At 63.4% G+C, this 15,109-nt stretch carries 12 protein-coding genes and 1 pseudogene; 5 read left to right on the top strand and 8 right to left on the bottom strand.

From position 1 onward, the window contains the following. A pseudogene (locus ACFHWW_RS13405) lies at window positions 1-270 on the top strand (hypothetical protein); the annotation flags it as partial. A gap of 13 nt (window positions 271-283) precedes the next feature. Here the strand turns inward: ACFHWW_RS13405 and edd are convergent. The 5 genes from edd to ACFHWW_RS13430 all read right to left on the bottom strand — a co-directional run bounded on the left by edd (window position 284) and on the right by ACFHWW_RS13430 (window position 7,326). After that, entirely contained in the window at window positions 284-2,104 is a 1,821-nt protein-coding gene (gene edd / locus ACFHWW_RS13410) for a phosphogluconate dehydratase (RefSeq protein WP_275596749.1), read from the bottom strand. 102 nt (window positions 2,105-2,206) lie between these two features. Beyond that, window positions 2,207-2,905, bottom strand: a complete 699-nt coding sequence (gene pgl, locus ACFHWW_RS13415) for a 6-phosphogluconolactonase (protein WP_379938641.1) — start codon at window positions 2,903-2,905, stop codon at window positions 2,207-2,209. 8 nt (window positions 2,906-2,913) lie between these two features. Further along, window positions 2,914-4,389, bottom strand: a complete 1,476-nt coding sequence (zwf, locus tag ACFHWW_RS13420; protein ID WP_018094259.1) for a glucose-6-phosphate dehydrogenase — start codon at window positions 4,387-4,389, stop codon at window positions 2,914-2,916. A 197-nt stretch (window positions 4,390-4,586) separates the two neighbouring features. Next, entirely contained in the window at window positions 4,587-5,873 is a 1,287-nt protein-coding gene (locus tag ACFHWW_RS13425) for an NAD(P)/FAD-dependent oxidoreductase (protein WP_379938644.1), read from the bottom strand. 16 nt (window positions 5,874-5,889) lie between these two features. After that, window positions 5,890-7,326 (bottom strand): glutamine synthetase family protein, encoded by a 1,437-nt coding sequence (locus ACFHWW_RS13430; RefSeq protein ID WP_379938646.1) that lies wholly within the window; start codon window positions 7,324-7,326, stop codon window positions 5,890-5,892. Window positions 7,327-7,450: 124 nt separating this feature from the next. Between ACFHWW_RS13430 and ACFHWW_RS13435 the strand changes: the two genes are divergently transcribed. From ACFHWW_RS13435 to ACFHWW_RS13445, 3 genes are all read left to right on the top strand, one after another. Beyond that, the gene (locus ACFHWW_RS13435) at window positions 7,451-8,635 is read left to right on the top strand and encodes an NAD(P)/FAD-dependent oxidoreductase (protein WP_379938648.1); all 1,185 of its coding nucleotides are present in this window, start codon (window positions 7,451-7,453) and stop codon (window positions 8,633-8,635) included. Window positions 8,636-8,916: 281 nt separating this feature from the next. Further along, window positions 8,917-9,057, top strand: coding sequence for a hypothetical protein (locus ACFHWW_RS13440; protein WP_010968761.1), 141 nt, complete (start codon window positions 8,917-8,919; stop codon window positions 9,055-9,057). Between the two features lie 327 nt (window positions 9,058-9,384). After that, window positions 9,385-11,910 carry a methyl-accepting chemotaxis protein gene (locus tag ACFHWW_RS13445; protein WP_379938651.1) on the top strand — a complete coding sequence of 842 codons (2,526 nt, stop codon included), beginning with the start codon at window positions 9,385-9,387 and terminating at the stop codon, window positions 11,908-11,910. A gap of 51 nt (window positions 11,911-11,961) precedes the next feature. Here ACFHWW_RS13445 and ACFHWW_RS13450 read toward each other — a convergent pair whose 3' ends face one another. Then, window positions 11,962-12,168 (bottom strand): hypothetical protein, encoded by a 207-nt coding sequence (locus ACFHWW_RS13450; protein ID WP_100669521.1) that lies wholly within the window; start codon window positions 12,166-12,168, stop codon window positions 11,962-11,964. Between the two features lie 89 nt (window positions 12,169-12,257). Between ACFHWW_RS13450 and ACFHWW_RS13455 the strand changes: the two genes are divergently transcribed. Then, window positions 12,258-13,133 (top strand): LysR family transcriptional regulator, encoded by an 876-nt coding sequence (locus tag ACFHWW_RS13455; RefSeq protein WP_379938653.1) that lies wholly within the window; start codon window positions 12,258-12,260, stop codon window positions 13,131-13,133. Window positions 13,134-13,297: 164 nt separating this feature from the next. Here the strand turns inward: ACFHWW_RS13455 and ACFHWW_RS13460 are convergent, their stop codons facing one another. Then, the gene (locus tag ACFHWW_RS13460) at window positions 13,298-13,537 is read right to left on the bottom strand and encodes a hypothetical protein (RefSeq protein WP_003527087.1); all 240 of its coding nucleotides are present in this window, start codon (window positions 13,535-13,537) and stop codon (window positions 13,298-13,300) included. Between the two features lie 109 nt (window positions 13,538-13,646). Next, window positions 13,647-14,936: an isocitrate lyase gene (gene aceA, locus ACFHWW_RS13465; RefSeq protein ID WP_379938656.1), complete on the bottom strand. Its 1,290-nt coding sequence runs from the start codon at window positions 14,934-14,936 to the stop codon at window positions 13,647-13,649. Window positions 14,937-15,109: the final 173 nt, after the last annotated feature.

A 15,109-nucleotide genomic window follows, 5' to 3' on the forward strand; every position in this document is an offset into this window, starting at 1 on the left:
GGAAACCATCTTGGCCAGTGGCCCTGTGCGGCCACACCGAAAGGCCGAACATATGGAAGCAAGCGATCCGATCAAAAAATCTGCAAAAAACACTTGCAAGGGGGAGCCGTCCACATAAGGGATGAGGGGAGGAGACGTCGCAGTCCTCCAAAAAGTTTCCTACAGCGCCGCGCGTCTTATGAGACGCGCATCGCCCTGCGTGCCGCCAAAACCGCCCAGAGCTTCAACGCCATTATCGATCTCGCAGAAGCCGTCATAAACTCAAAATGAATCGCAACAGGCCCTAATGAAACAGCACGCTTCCGCCGCGGTCGGCCGCGCCGGCGATCTGCCTGAACGGAGCGAAGAGCTCGCGGCCCATTCCGAATTCGTTGTCGGAGAGGTCGATATGCGCCGGCACGCGCGTTTTCAGCGCGATGTCCTCGACGAGCACCTCGACCTTGCCGTTGATCGCGTCGATGCGGACGATGTCGCCCTCCTGGATGCGTGCGATCGGGCCGCCTTCCTTCGCTTCCGGGGTCACATGGATCGCTGCCGGAACCTTCCCGGAGGCGCCTGACATGCGCCCGTCTGTAAGGATCGCGACTTTCTGGCCCCGATCCTGCAGGATGCCGAGCACCGTCGTCAGCTTATGCAGTTCCGGCATGCCGTTGGCCTTCGGCCCCTGGAAGCGCACGACGGCTACGAAATCGCCTTCGAGCCTTCCCGCCTTGAAGGCGGCGTTCAGTTCCGCCTGATCGTTGAAGATCTTGGCCGGAGCTTCGATGACGTGGCTCTCCGGCTTGACGGCGGAGATCTTGATGACCGCCTTGCCGATATTTCCGCTCAGCATCTTGAGGCCGCCGGTGTGCTGGAACGGGCGCTCGACGGTCGCGAGCACCTTCGGGTCGGCGCTCGTCTCCGGCGCAGGCTCGCGCTTGACGCTGCCGTTTTCGCCGAGCTTCACGTCGATCGCATAGGCGCTGAGCCCCTGCCCGTAGACGGTACGGACGTCGTCGTGCAGCAAGCCTTTCCTGAGGAGCTGGGCGATCAGGAAGCCCATGCCGCCTGCGGCGTGGAAATGGTTCACGTCGGCCAGCCCGTTCGGATAGACGCGCGCGAGCAGCGGCACGAGATCGGAAAGCTCCGAAATGTCCTGCCAGGTAAGCACGATCCCCGCGGCGCGGGCCATCGCGACGAGATGCATCGTGTGGTTCGTCGAGCCGCCGGTCGCATGCAGGCCGACGACGCCGTTGACGATCGACCGCTCGTCGATCATCTCGCCGGCGGGCGTGAATTCGTTGCCGAGCGCGGTGATCGCAAGCGCCCGCTTCGTTGCTTCCCTGGTCAGCGCGTCGCGAAGCGGCGTGCCGGGATTGATGAAGGAGGCGCCGGGCAGATGGAAGCCCATGATCTCCATCAGCATCTGGTTGGAGTTGGCGGTGCCGTAGAAGGTGCAGGTGCCGGGGCCGTGATAGGATTTGGACTCAGCCTCCAGGAGCTCGTCGCGGCCGACCTTGCCTTCGGCGAAGAGTTGCCGAACCCTGGCCTTCTCGTCGTTCGGCAGGCCCGTGGTCATCGGTCCGGCGGGGATGAAGACCGCGGGCAGATGGCCGAAGGTGAGCGCCGCGATCGCGAGCCCGGGCACGATCTTGTCGCAGACGCCGAGATAGACGGCCGCGTCGAACATGTTGTGCGACAGGCCGATGCCGGCCGCCATGGCGATGACATCGCGCGAGAAGAGCGACAGCTCCATGCCGGGCTGCCCTTGGGTGACGCCGTCGCACATTGCCGGAACGCCGCCGGCGACCTGAGCGACGCCGCCCGCCTCGTGCGCGGCCTCCCGGATCAGTGCCGGATAGGTTTCGAACGGCTGATGCGCCGAAAGCATGTCGTTGTAAGAGGTGATGATGCCGAGGTTGGGGACGCGGTCGCCCGCAAGCGCCACCTTCTCGGCGGGGGAACAGACCGCAAATCCGTGCGCAAGATTGCCGCAGCCGAGAACGGTCCGGTGCGGTCCGTTCGTCGCAGCGCTGCGGACGCGATCGAGGTAGGGCTCGCGGTACGGCTTCGAGCGTTCGACGATGCGGGCGGTAATGGCGGCTATGCGGGAATCGGCGGACATGGACACATCCCTCTTCCGGAGTCTTGCGACTCCTTTCTTCATCGATCATCGGCTTTGAGCGCCACAGCGTGCGGGGAGCGTTGCGGCGCTTTCCGGGTCGCCTCAGGGCGCCCAGTATATCTGCAGCGGCGATGTGGCCCGCCGAAGCACGGCCCGGATGGGCATCTCTGCCTCGTCGCCGGGCGCCTGGGCCTGGGCAAGCACCTCTTTCTTGCCGCTGCCTTCGATATGCAGCACCAGATAGCCGGCATCCTGCAGGCTGGAGAAGGTGAAGGTGAGGCGGGGTTCGCCCGCCCCTTCCGCTTCCATGGTGATCACGCCGCGCGGCGTCGTGGGGTCGAGCGCCTCTTCAAGGCGCGTCCCCCCGGGAAAGAACGAGGCCGTATGCCCGTCCGTGCCCATGCCGAGCACCACGACATCGAAGGGTGCGCCGAGACTTGCCGTCCTCTCGCTCGCGATCGCCGCCGCCGCTTCCGCAGTCTCGGCCGCGTGATAGAGCGGAACGAAACGCGCCTGTGCAGCCTCGTCCTTGAGCAGGTTGTCGGCAACCAGGCGATGGTTGGAACGCTCGTTTTCCGGCGGCACGAAACGCTCGTCGACGAGGGTGACCGTCACTTTCGACCAATCGAGCTCGCGACGCGACAGCGACCGGAAAAAGGCCTTCGGGGTCGAGCCGCCCGATACCGCGAAGCTTGCGGTGCCTCTCGCAGCGATCGCAGCGGCGAGCCTTGCACCCACGTCATCCGCGAGGGCCTCGGCCAGTGCGGACGGATTTTCGAATATGTGCATGTTCGCGCTCATGATCGGCCCTAGATCGCATCGTTCCAGGTACGGCCGTCGCGCTCGATCAGCGCGATCGACTGGCTCGGACCCCAGGTTCCGGCGGTATAGCCTTGCACCTGCTGTCCGGTTGCTTCCCAGGCCTTGAGGATCGGATCGATCCATTGCCAGGCCGCTTCCACTTCGTCGCGGCGCACGAACAGGGTCTGGTTGTTGCGGATGACGTCCAGCAGCAGGCGTTCATAGGCATCCGCATTGCGAACCGCAAAGGCCTCGGCGAAGCTCATGTCCAGGGGCACGTTTCTCAGCCGCATGCCGCCCGGTCCGGGATCCTTGATCATCAGAGACTGCTTGACGCCTTCATTCGGCTGCAGGCGGATCATCAGCTGGTTGGCCGAAATGCGGCCGGCGCTCTGATCGAAGATCGAGTGCGGAATCTGCTTGAAGGTGATGACGATCTCCGACATGCGGCCCGCCATGCGCTTTCCGGTACGCAGATAGAAGGGCACGCCTGCCCAGCGCCAATTGCTTATCTCGGCCTTGATCGCGACGAAGGTTTCCGTGTTGGAAACGCCTCCTTCGAGCTCTTCCAGATAACCCTTGACCGGGCCTCCGGACGATGCGCCCGCGCGGTACTGGCCCCGGACCGTCACCTGCTCGACATTGGAGGCGGTGATCGGCTTCAGCGCGCGAAGCACCTTGAGCTTCTCGTCGCGCACGGCCTCCGCGTCCATCGACGTCGGCGCCTCCATGGCGACGAAACAGAGGAGCTGAAGGATATGGTTCTGCACCATGTCGCGCAGCGCGCCCGCCTTGTCGTAGTAGCCTGCGCGATTCTCGAGCCCGACGGCTTCGGAAACGGTGATCTGCACGTGGTCGATGTGGGCGGAATTCCACAATGGCTCGTACAGTGCGTTGGCAAAGCGCAGCGCCATCAGATTCTGCACCGTCTCCTTGCCGAGATAGTGGTCGATGCGGAAAATCTGCTCTTCGCGGAAGACTTTTCCGATCGTGTCGTTGAGCTCCGTCGCGGAAGCGAGATCCCGGCCGATCGGCTTCTCGACGACGATGCGGGTGTTCCTGGTGATGAGCTTGTGATCGCGGATCTTTTCGGAAATGTCGCTGAAGATCGCCGGTCCGACGGCGAGATAGAAGGCACGGGTACGGTCCTTGCCCTCTTCCAGGAGCTTCTTCAGATCGTCCCAGCCCTGCTCGGATTTGGCGTCGACGGAGACGTAGTAGAGACGCGAGGTGAATTTCTCGACTTCCGCCTCGTTGAACTCCCCGGCCTTCAGGTGTTCTTTCAGGGCATCGCTCGCGAACTTGCGGTATTCGTCATGGGAAAGGCTCGCGCGCGAGGCGCCGATGATCCGCGTCGGCTCCGTGAACTGGCCTTCCATCTGACGGTGGTAGAGGGCCGGCAGCAGCTTGCGCTCGGCAAGATCGCCGGTGCCCCCGAACACCACATAGTCAAACGGTTCGACGGGAATGATCTGGCTGCTCATGGGATGTCTCGATCTCGTTGAGGTCTGGGCTGGTATAATCTAATCGATTTAAAATGGCTAGGGTGCACCGCAACAAAATGGCTGGCCGCACGGCTGCCGACACACCGTTCCTTATATCATCACCGCCCGGGGAACAGAAATATGCAGCATTTCAAGGACTTTGCGCCCACCGTCTGGAATCTCGGAGGGCCTTCCCTTTAGAACCGGTCGCGCAGTGCGTACCAGCTGAGCGCCAGAAACAGGAGTGCCGAGCGGAACCGCGTTCCGCCGGGGAAGGCCGGTATTTTGAGCTGCTTCAGCAGATCGAGTTCGGTGGACTTGCCGAGCGCGAGCTCGGCATAGAGTTTGCCGCAATAATTGGCGAGCATGACGCCATGGCCGGAGTAACCGCCGATCGTGGTGACTCCCGGCATGACCTCGCGGCAGAAGGGTTGGCGCGGCATGGTGATGCCGACCGAGCCGCCCCAGGCGTGAGTGATCTCCACATCGGCGAGATCCGGGTAGATTTCGCAGATCTGCCGGCGTATGTGCGCCGAAATGTCGCGCGGATTGTCGGCAGTGTAGGCCTCGCGCCCGCCGAAGAGCAGCCGCCCGTCTTTCGATTTTCGGAAATAGCGTACGACGAAGCGCGAATCGTCGACCGATTCGCCCCCCGGCAGAATTCCGGCATGGCCGTGCAGCACCGTCGTCGCGCCGATGAAGGAGCGGATCGGCATGACGTGGCTCGCGGTCACGGGCTCGAGATTGCCGATATAGCCGTTGCAGGCGATCAGCGCCCGGTCGGCCGTGATCGTGCCGCTCGTCGTCTCGATGACGACCGCGCCGCCCTTCTTCTCGATCTTGAGCGCCTTCGTGCCCTCGTAGAGATTGGCGCCGGCGAGCGCCGCCTCTCTGACGAGCCCAACAACCAGCTTCATCGGGTGGATGTGGCCGGTCCCGGTATCGCGGATACCGAAGTGGTAATGGCTGGAGCCGAGCCGGCTCACGGTTTCCTCGCGATCCATGAAGGAAAGGTGCGGATAGCCGTAGCGCTCGGTCATCGCCTCGACGTGGTTGCGATAGTCCCTTTCGAGGCTTGCCTTGTGGCCGACCGAGAGCTGGCCCGGCATGAATTCGATGTCGATCGCGTGCTCTTCGGCAAATCCCAGGACATAGCGCTTGGCGTTCTCGGCCATATCGAAGAGCCGCTGCGCCCATTCGCGGCCGAGCACCTCCTCCGTTTCGTCGGCCCAGACACGTTGCCCGGTGCCGAACTGCCCGCCATTGCGGCCCGAGGCGCCGTCGCCGAAGCGGCAGGCGTCGATCAGGGTGACGTCCGTCCCGCTCCGGGCGAGATTGCAGGCGGCCTGCAGGCCGGTATAGCCGCCGCCGATAATGGCGATGTCGGCCTTGCGGGAGCCCGGCATGACCGGGAAGGCGGGCCGCTCGGGAGTCGTCGCCTCGTACCAGGAATATCCGGGCGAAATCGGGCTTTGCCAAGTCATGGAAACCTATTCCGGATCAGACATTCAGGAGCAGGAACTCGCGTTCCCACGGGCTGATGACCTGCATGAAGGTTTCGAACTCGCCACGCTTCACGCCGGCATAGATGGCGATGAACTCGGCGCTGAAGACCTCCGCCAGCGCGGGAGCCGATTCGAGCAGCGAAACCGCCTCGAGCAGCCCTCGCGGCAGTTCGATTTCGCCCTCATTGGCGGTGTGTTCCGTAGGGGGTGTCGCCTGCAGGCCCTCGATGATGCCGAGATAGCCGCAGCCGAGCGAGGCCGCGAGCGCCAGATAGGGGTTGGCATCCGAGCTCGGCAGGCGGTTCTCGATGCGCCGGGCGACCGGATCCGAGACAGGGATGCGGAACGCCGTGGTCCGGTTGTCATAGCCCCAGGCGGTGTTGACCGGCGCGGACATGTCCGGCGTGAGGCGCCGATAGGAATTCACATAGGGCGCCATCATCGACAACGTCCGCGGGACGTAAAGCTGCATGCCGCCTATGAAGGAAAAGAACGCCTGGGAGGGTGAGCCGTCGGGATTGGAGAAGATATTGCGGCCGCTCTCGATGTCGACCACCGATTGGTGGATATGCATGGCGGAGCCGGGCTGCCCCTGCATGGGCTTCGCCATGAATGTCGCATAGATTCCGTGCTTCAGCGCAGCTTCGCGGATGGTGCGCTTGAAAAGGAAGACCTGGTCGGCGAGCTCGATGGGATCGCCGTGCCTGAGGTTGATCTCAAGCTGGGCCGGCCCCTCTTCGTGGATCAGCGTATCGATCTCGAGGCCCTGCTTTTCGGAGAAATGGTAGATGTCGTCGATGAGCTCGTCGAACTCGTTGATGCCGGCGATCGAATAGCCCTGGCCGCCGAGGATCGAACGGCCGGACCGGCCCTTCGGCGGCCGCAGCGGATAGTCCGGATCGTCGTTCTGGGCGACGAGATAGAATTCGATCTCCGGCGCGACCACCGGTTTCCATCCCTTCTGCCGGTAGAGCTCGATGACGCGCTTCAGCACGTTGCGCGGCGTATAGCTGATCTGCTCGCCCTGGGAGCCGACGATGTCGCAGATGACCTGGGCCGTCGGGTCGCTTTCCCATGGAACGATGGAAAGGGTGGACAGGTCCGGAACGAGCTTGATGTCGCTGTCGCGGGAATCATAGCGGAATTGCCCGGTCTCCTCCGGATATTCGCCGGAAATCGTGTGCCGGTAGATCGCCGAGGGCAAGGCAAGGGAGGTATTGGACGTGAACTTGGACGTCGGCATCATCTTGCCGCGCGCGACGCCCGCAAGGTCGGGCGTGATGCACTCGATATCTTCGATGCCGCGGATCTTGAGCCAGTCGACCGCTTCGGTCCAGGTCTTCACGCCACGGGCGGCATGCAGGGCGAGGGGTATCTTCGAACTCTTGCTGACCTTTGCTGTCTCTTGGGCAACACTTCTCTTGGAAGACATAAATCACCGGGTTTGGCTTCGGATAGCGCAATCATAGCCGCAGTTCGGCAATTAGCTAGATGCACGCGATTGACTTTCGCCCTGCTCACCGGAAAGGAGGATACGGAAACAGAAGGGAGCTTCCGTGGCGCAAATGCAGGACGTGGTGATCATCGGGGCGGGCGCCGCCGGCATGATGTGCGCCATCGAGGCGGGCAAGCGCGGGCGCCGGGTGCTCGTCATCGACCACGCCCGGGCGCCCGGCGAGAAGATCCGCATCTCCGGCGGCGGCCGCTGCAATTTCACCAATATCCATGCGTCCCCCAGAAACTTCCTGTCCGGTAATCCGCATTTCTGCAAGTCGGCGCTTGCCCGATACCGGCCGCAGGACTTCGTCGCTTTGGTCGAGCGCCATGGCATCGACTGGCACGAGAAAACGCTCGGCCAGCTCTTCTGCGATCATTCGGCCAAGGACATCATCCGCATGCTGATGGCGGAGATGAGGGCAGCGGGAGTGCAACTGAGGCTCGAAACCAGCATCGGGGGGGTTGAGAGGACCGCCTCCGGGTTCCGTGTGACGACGAGCGCCGGCGCGGTCGACGCCGCCTCGCTGGTCGTGGCAAGCGGCGGCAAGTCCATCCCGAAAATGGGAGCGACGGGTCTTGCCTATCGCATCGCGGAGCAGTTCGGCTTGCCAGTTGTCGAAACCCGCCCGGCACTGGTTCCCATGACACTCGACCAGGCGCAGCTCACCAAGCTCGGCGTGCTTGCCGGCGTCGCGGCCGATGCCGAGGCGCGGTTCGGGAAGGCCGCCTTCCGCGAAGCTGTCCTCATCACCCATCGCGGCTTGAGCGGGCCGGCTATCCTGCAGATTTCATCGTATTGGCGTGAGGGTGAGGAGATCGTCCTCCGGCTGATGCCGGACATCGATATCGCCTCGATCCTCAAGGGAATGCGCCGGACGAACGGCCGCCAGGCAGTCCAGACGGCACTTGCCGACATCCTGCCGCGCCGGCTCGCGCAGTTCTTCGCGGACGAAGCGAAGCTGACGGGGCGCATGCTTGCCGACCTTTCCGACAAGGCGATCGACGCGCTTTCCAGCTCCATCCAGGCCTGGGCGGTAAAGCCGGCGGGATCGGAAGGCTACCGGACGGCCGAGGTCACGCTCGGCGGCGTCGATACGCGTGCGCTCGACTCCCGGACCATGCAGGCAAACGAGATCCCCGGCCTCTACTTCGTCGGCGAGTGTGTCGACGTGACCGGCTGGCTCGGAGGCTACAATTTCCAATGGGCCTGGGCGTCGGGCTTCGTCGCCGGTCAAGACGTGTAACCGTGCGGCAAAATTGGTGATTTGCTTCTTCAGCCATTCTTAAGGGAAATATAACGGAAATTACTGAACCTGTTTATCATGGCGCGACAGCCGCGAAGGCAGCGGAAGTCAACAAGCGGAAACCACATTGTTTCCATTTCGGGGACTTTCTTCAGCCGCAGGATGGATGCACCATGATCGTAACGGCAAAGGCAGACCGGTCTTTGCCGGCAACTCGTAGTGCTGCAGCGACCTTTGCGCGCCCGAGACGCTCGGTGCTGCAGCGACAAGGACAAGAGGCCATGAACCAGCAACGCCGCCGTCCCCGTGCAATAGCCATAGCCCGCGCAGAGAAAAGCCGCGGGCAGAACGAATTGACGGCTTACCTCGCGACGCTCGCTCTGTTTGCCGTCACGGCCGTTGCTCTCTTTTCCTGGCTTTAAAGCGTCGCTTCCGACGAATCCCGTCGATACGCCGGGGGACCGGTATTCCGTCCGCACGGGGCCAATTCCGCTTATGGAATTCTTAATCGTTTGAAACGATTATGGCGAGCAAATGAGCACCGCCAGGTCCTCGCCGCCAAGTCGGCTGCGCGGTCCCGCAATGACTGCTGGCGGGCTGGCGGCGCGCGCCGCATGACTTTCCGAAAAACATCAGCCTGTTTGCGCATCGGGTGGCGCCCGAGCGCCTTTGGTGCGTTCACCTGACGCGCCCCGGAGCGCTTCGAGCCATCGGGGAGGCGAACGCGCGCTGTAGCCAAGGTGTTTTCCATGCTCATCGACAGGATACTTGCCCGCTTCAAGATTCAGACGAAGGTTCTGTTCTTCATCCTGCCCTTCGTCGTCAGCATCTCGGCCGTCGGGATAACCGGACTCTATGCCTCCGGACTGCTGCAGGGCCGCATGGAGATTTCGAACAGCGTCCTCAAGACGCTGAGCGGCTTCAAGGACGTCTATGCCCAGATGAACAGCTTCCTGCAGCGGACGACCGACGAAAGTCGCCGGATGCTCAAGGATGCAATCGTCACGCAGAAGGAAGTCCTGGCCGAAACTGCGGCGCAGGTTGCGGACGGAAACGGCCAAGACGAGCTGGCTGCCGCCATTGCCGCGACCAGCGACATCGAGACGCGCATCGACGGGCTCTGGACATTGCATGAAGGCGAGCAGAAGCTCCGGGCCGAGACGAGGGCCGGTCTGGAGCGCCTGGCGGCCGAACAGGCGAAGATCAACGACGAGGCGAACCGGCTGCAATACGCGGTGCGCAAGGACGAGAATGCGGCGAAGACGATGCTGCGCAACGCCGAAAAACTCATGCGCGCCAGCCGCTTCTATGCCGAATTCGCGACCGAGGTTAGCGGGGCGATAACGGTCGAGGAGAAGCTCAAGGTCGCAGAGGGCCACTACCCGGCCATAGGCCGCACGCAACGGGATATCTTCGTGCTTTTGCCGAAGGGCGAGAAATCTCTTGCCGAAACCGTCAATTCTGCTTCCGGGACGATCGGCGCCCTTATCAAGGCGCCGCCCGGCCCCGAAACGCTCGCCGGCCTTTCCAAATATGTCGACCGTTTCCGCACCGCCAGTTTCCGATTGGAGGCAGCTTCGGTCGGCAAGATGCGCGAGGCGACGCAGATATTCAGCGAGCTCGACGGCAAGATCGCGGGCACCGAGTCGGTGCTGACCGCGACACGCAGGCTCTCCACATCGCTTACGGACATCCAGATCGCCGCCGCGGCATTTCTCGGAACGACGAGCGAGGAAAGCCGCAAAAAACTCCTCGACAAGTTCCTTGCAGTCCAGTCCAACCTCACCACTCTGCGCGGCATCGCGAGCGGCATGACCTTCTTCGATCAGGCCGCCGGCGCACTTCTGCCGATCATCGAGGGGATGAAGAAGGATGGCCTTGCGCTGGTCGAGATCTCGGATAAGCGCACTGTCGAATTCGAGGCCGCGGGCGCCGCGATCAACGAGATCTGGAGCGATCTCACCGGTTTTGCCGAGCAGCAGAAGGTCGCCGCCGGCAGCGAACGCGCGGAAGCCAATCAGATCTCCGTTGCGGCGACGATCACCGGCGTCGTGATCGCGCTTCTGGCAGGCATCGCGCTCACGCTCACGCTGAAAAAGCCGATCGGCCAGATCACGGCCGCCATGCGGCGGTTGGCGGACGGCGCGCTCGATACGTCGATCGACGGCGGCACGCGCCGCGACGAGATCGGCGACATGGCGCGTGCTCTCGGCGTCTTCAAGGAAAATGCGCTCTCCAAGGTGCGCATCGAGGCGGAAAGCGCCGAAGAGCGTGCCCGCGCGGAAGCCGAGCGCAGCCGCAACGATGCGGAGAAGCGCGAGCTCGACAGGCAGATCGACCTTGCGGTGAGCGAGCTCGCAGCCGGACTCGGACGCCTGGCCCAGGGAGACCTGTCGCGTCAGATCGAGGTGCCCTTCGCCGGCCGCCTCGAACAGTTGCGGCTGGACTTCAACGGATCGCTCGTCCGCCTTCAGGACACGCTGGCGCAGATTCGCGCCAATGCCCAGGCGATCCAGCAGGGTGGCGCCGACATGCATCGGTCCGCCGACGCGCTGTCGAAACGGACGGAGGCTCAGGCCGCCTCGCTCGAGGAGACTGCCGCGGCCGTCGACCAGATCACCGTGACGGTACGCTCCTCGGCGGAGCGGGCGCACGAGGCGAACCAGGCCGTGTCTCATACGAAGCGGAGCGCCGACAGTTCGGCAACGGTCGTCACCAGCGCCGTCGCCGCCATGGGACGCATCGAGGCGGCCTCCCGTCAGATCGAGCAGATCATCGAAGTGATCGACGATATCGCCTTCCAGACCAACCTTCTGGCGCTCAATGCCGGTATCGAAGCGGCGCGTGCCGGCGAGGCGGGCAAGGGCTTTGCCGTCGTCGCGCAGGAAGTACGCGAACTGGCGCAGCGCTCGGCCGAGGCGGCGCGAGAGATCAAGGGGCTGATCGACAAATCGACCGAAGAGGTGAGTTCCGGCTCACGTCTCGTCAAGGAAACGGGCGCGGTGCTCGCCTCGATCAGCGCCGAGATCGTCACGATCAGCCAGCATGTCGAGATGATCGCCACGGCCAGCCGCGATCAGGCTGCGGCCCTGAACGAGGTAAACGGTTCCGTCAACCAGATGGACCAGATGACGCAGCAGAACGCCTCGATGGTCGAGGAGGCGACCGGCACCAGCCGGGCGCTCGCCAATCAGGCGGATACGCTGATGATGCTCGTCGAGCAGTTCCGGCTCGAGCCGGCGGCCGCAGCCGACCACAGCTACCGGGCGGCATAGCCGGATTCAAACGCATCGAATGGCGCCGCGCATCCCGCATGCGCGGCGCTTTCATTTGGCGCCGCCGGCGCAGGAAACAGTAAAGCTGCCGCCGCAACCATCGCTTGTCTCCGCCGGTTGCCGCTTGCGGAACACTGCCGCAAGCAGGCGTTTCGCGAAGGGCCGCCGACGGCTCTGCGGTGGGGGTTCGAACCTCTCGTCCCAGGGACGGTTCCTCGAAGCCATATCGAACAGCAGTGCCATTGCCATCATATCCATGGTGATGCTCCTTCATTCTTGGGCATCCCCTTTTTTATGCATCCGGAATTGTTTTACATACAGCCGATTTCCCCATATGTTTTTCAGCTATGAAAAACACCGACTGGGACATATACCGCTGCTTCGTCACGGTGGCGCGTACCGGCGGGTTGACCGGGGCGGCGCAGGCGACGGGGCTCAGCCCCGCGACGGTCGGCCGCCGGATGCTGGAGCTCGAGGAGCGCACCGGCCGCTCGCTCTTCATCCGCAGCCAGACCGGCTACACGCTGACGGGAGACGGCCGCTTTCTCTTCGAACAGCTGCAGGAAATGGAGGCGGCGGCCCGCAAGGTCGAAAGCTGGCAGAAGGAGGGCGAGGGGGCGACCGTTGTCCGCATCGCGGCCGGCACATGGGTCTCCTGGCTGATTGGCGAGAATTTTCCCGCCATCTGCACGGAAAGGGACGCTTTCGGCCTTTCTCTGACGATCGGCGAGGCGCGAGCGAATCTGGCCTATCGCGAAAGCGATATCGGCATCCGTGCCTTCGAACCGGAGGAAAGCTATCTTGCGGCGCGGCCGGTGGGGGAAGTCGCCTATGCCGCCTACCGGCAGAAGAACACGCCGGGCGGAGTGGAACGCTGGGTCGCAGTCGCCGAAGAGGAGGCAATATCGTCCTATCTGAGATGGCCGCACGAGCATGCGCCGGGCCGGATCGTTGCAACCGTCACACGGCCTCGCTCATTGCTCGATCTCGCGCGAGCCGGCGCGGGACGGGCGGTGCTGCCCTGTTTCGTCGGCGATCTCGATCCCTTGCTCGAGCGGGTGGGAGACGAGATCGAGCCGCTCAGACACCGGCAGTGGATCGTCATGAACAACGAGGATCGCTACAGGCGCGACATCCGCACCGTCGTAGACCGGATGACGCGTTTCCTGCGCAGCCATACGGACCTTTTTGCCGGCAAGCGCCCGCCGCGCAATTCGGCATGAGCCTCCAAACGGGACCGGCCGGCGCTGCGGCCGGCCGGTCACGTTTCATTTGTGTCGACCTCGTCCGGTGCGGACCTCGCGGACCGCCGTCCTCTGCCTGTTGAAGTGGCTGCAACTCAGGGCGGAAAGGATGAGTGCTACCGTTGTCCAGGTGACGACAGCCATCAGTGCCGTCCCTGGGTGACGATGACGGGGATCAGCAGATCGCCCCAGTTGCCGTCGCCGCCGTGATGGCGGGCCGAACGGACCAGTTCGACGGAAACGCCGGCGTCCACGGCCTTCATGACGGCCTGGTTGAGGCGGTGCAGGTCGTTGGCGACCATGCGGATCGCCGCCTGCTGTTCCGGTGTCATGGCCGACGATTGTTCCTCGGCCCGTTCCTTGACGCGTGTCTGTACAGTCATCGGAGTGCTCCTTTGGGCGATGGGTGCGGGGGACTTCTTCGACCCGCTTCAGTTTCGAGGTCTGGTTGGGGACGCGCGGCGGGGCAGGGGGGCCGCGCGTCCCGCTCGTTCATTCTGCTGCCGGGCGGAACTGATCGTGCTCGGTGGATTCCTTCATGGCAGTGGTCGACGACTGGCCGCCGGTGATCGCGACCGACACGGCATCGAAATAGCCGGTCCCCACTTCGCGCTGGTGCTTGGTCGCCGTATAGCCGTTGGCTTCGGCTGCGAATTCCGCTTCCTGCAGTTCCGAATAGGCCGCCATCTGCCGGTCCCTGTAGCCTCGCGCCAGTTCGAACATGCCGTAGTTCAGCTGGTGGAAACCGGCGAGCGTGATGAACTGGAACTTGTAGCCCATGGCGCCCAATTCGCGCTGGAACTTGGCGATCGTCGCATCGTCGAGGTTCTTCTTCCAGTTGAAGGACGGCGAGCAATTATAGGCGAGCAGCTTGCCCGGATGCGCCCTGTGCACGCCTTCGGCGAACTTGCGCGCCTGCTCCAGGTCGGGCTTGGAGGTCTCGCACCAGATGAGGTCGCAATGCGGCGCATAGGCGATCGCGCGGGCGATGCAGGGCTCGATGCCGTTCTTCACCTGGTAAAAACCCTCGACGGTGCGGCCGGCATCGTAGTCGACGAAGGGGCGGTCGCGCTCGTCGATATCGGAGGTGAGCAGCTTCGCCGCTTCCGCGTCGGTGCGGGCAATGACCAGCGTCGGCGTACCCATTACGTCGGCGGCAAGCCGTGCCGCGTTCAGATTGCGGATATGCGCCGCGGTCGGGATCAGCACCTTGCCGCCGAGATGGCCGCACTTCTTTTCCGACGCGAGCTGGTCCTCGTAGTGGACGCCCGCCGCACCCGCTTCGATGAAGGCCTTCATGATCTCGAAGGCGTTGAGCGGTCCGCCGAAGCCGGCTTCCGCATCGGCGACGATCGGAGCGAACCAGGTATCGACGGAGAGACCCTTGCCTTCCGCCGTCTCGATCTGATCGGCGCGCTGAAGCGTGCGGTTGATGCGCTTGGCAAGTTCCGGAGCCGCGTTGGCCGGATAGAGCGACTGGTCCGGATACATGGCGGAAGCGGTGTTGGCGTCGGCTGCGACCTGCCAGCCGGAGAGATAGATCGCCTTCAAGCCCGCGCGCACCATCTGCATCGCCTGATTGCCGGAAAGCGCGCCGAGTGCATTGACGAAGTCCTCCTCATGGATGAGCTTCCAGAGGCGGTTCGCACCCAATTCGGCAAGCGAATAACGGATTTCCACCGAGCCCCTGAGCCGCTTCACGTCCTCGGCGGAATAGGGCCGCTCGATTCCGTCGAAGCGCCCCACCGGCGCATTGGGAACGAGCTTGTAAAAATCAGTCATACTTGCCTCCTGGTGAAATCGCTTCGTCTTCGGCTTTCGTCTTTCGGCGCCTCTAGGCCGAAAGATCATGTGACAGTTTTTACATTGCGCTGCATAAACCTGCTATCGAATTCCCGTAGCTAGCGGCTGAAAACGGGTTAGCTTGTCTTGCCTTTGACAGTATGCGGAAGTAA

Origin of the sequence: Sinorhizobium sp. P24N7, from assembly GCF_042436655.1 — a bacterium.
Taxonomy (GTDB): Bacteria; Pseudomonadota; Alphaproteobacteria; order Rhizobiales; family Rhizobiaceae; genus Sinorhizobium; species Sinorhizobium meliloti_A.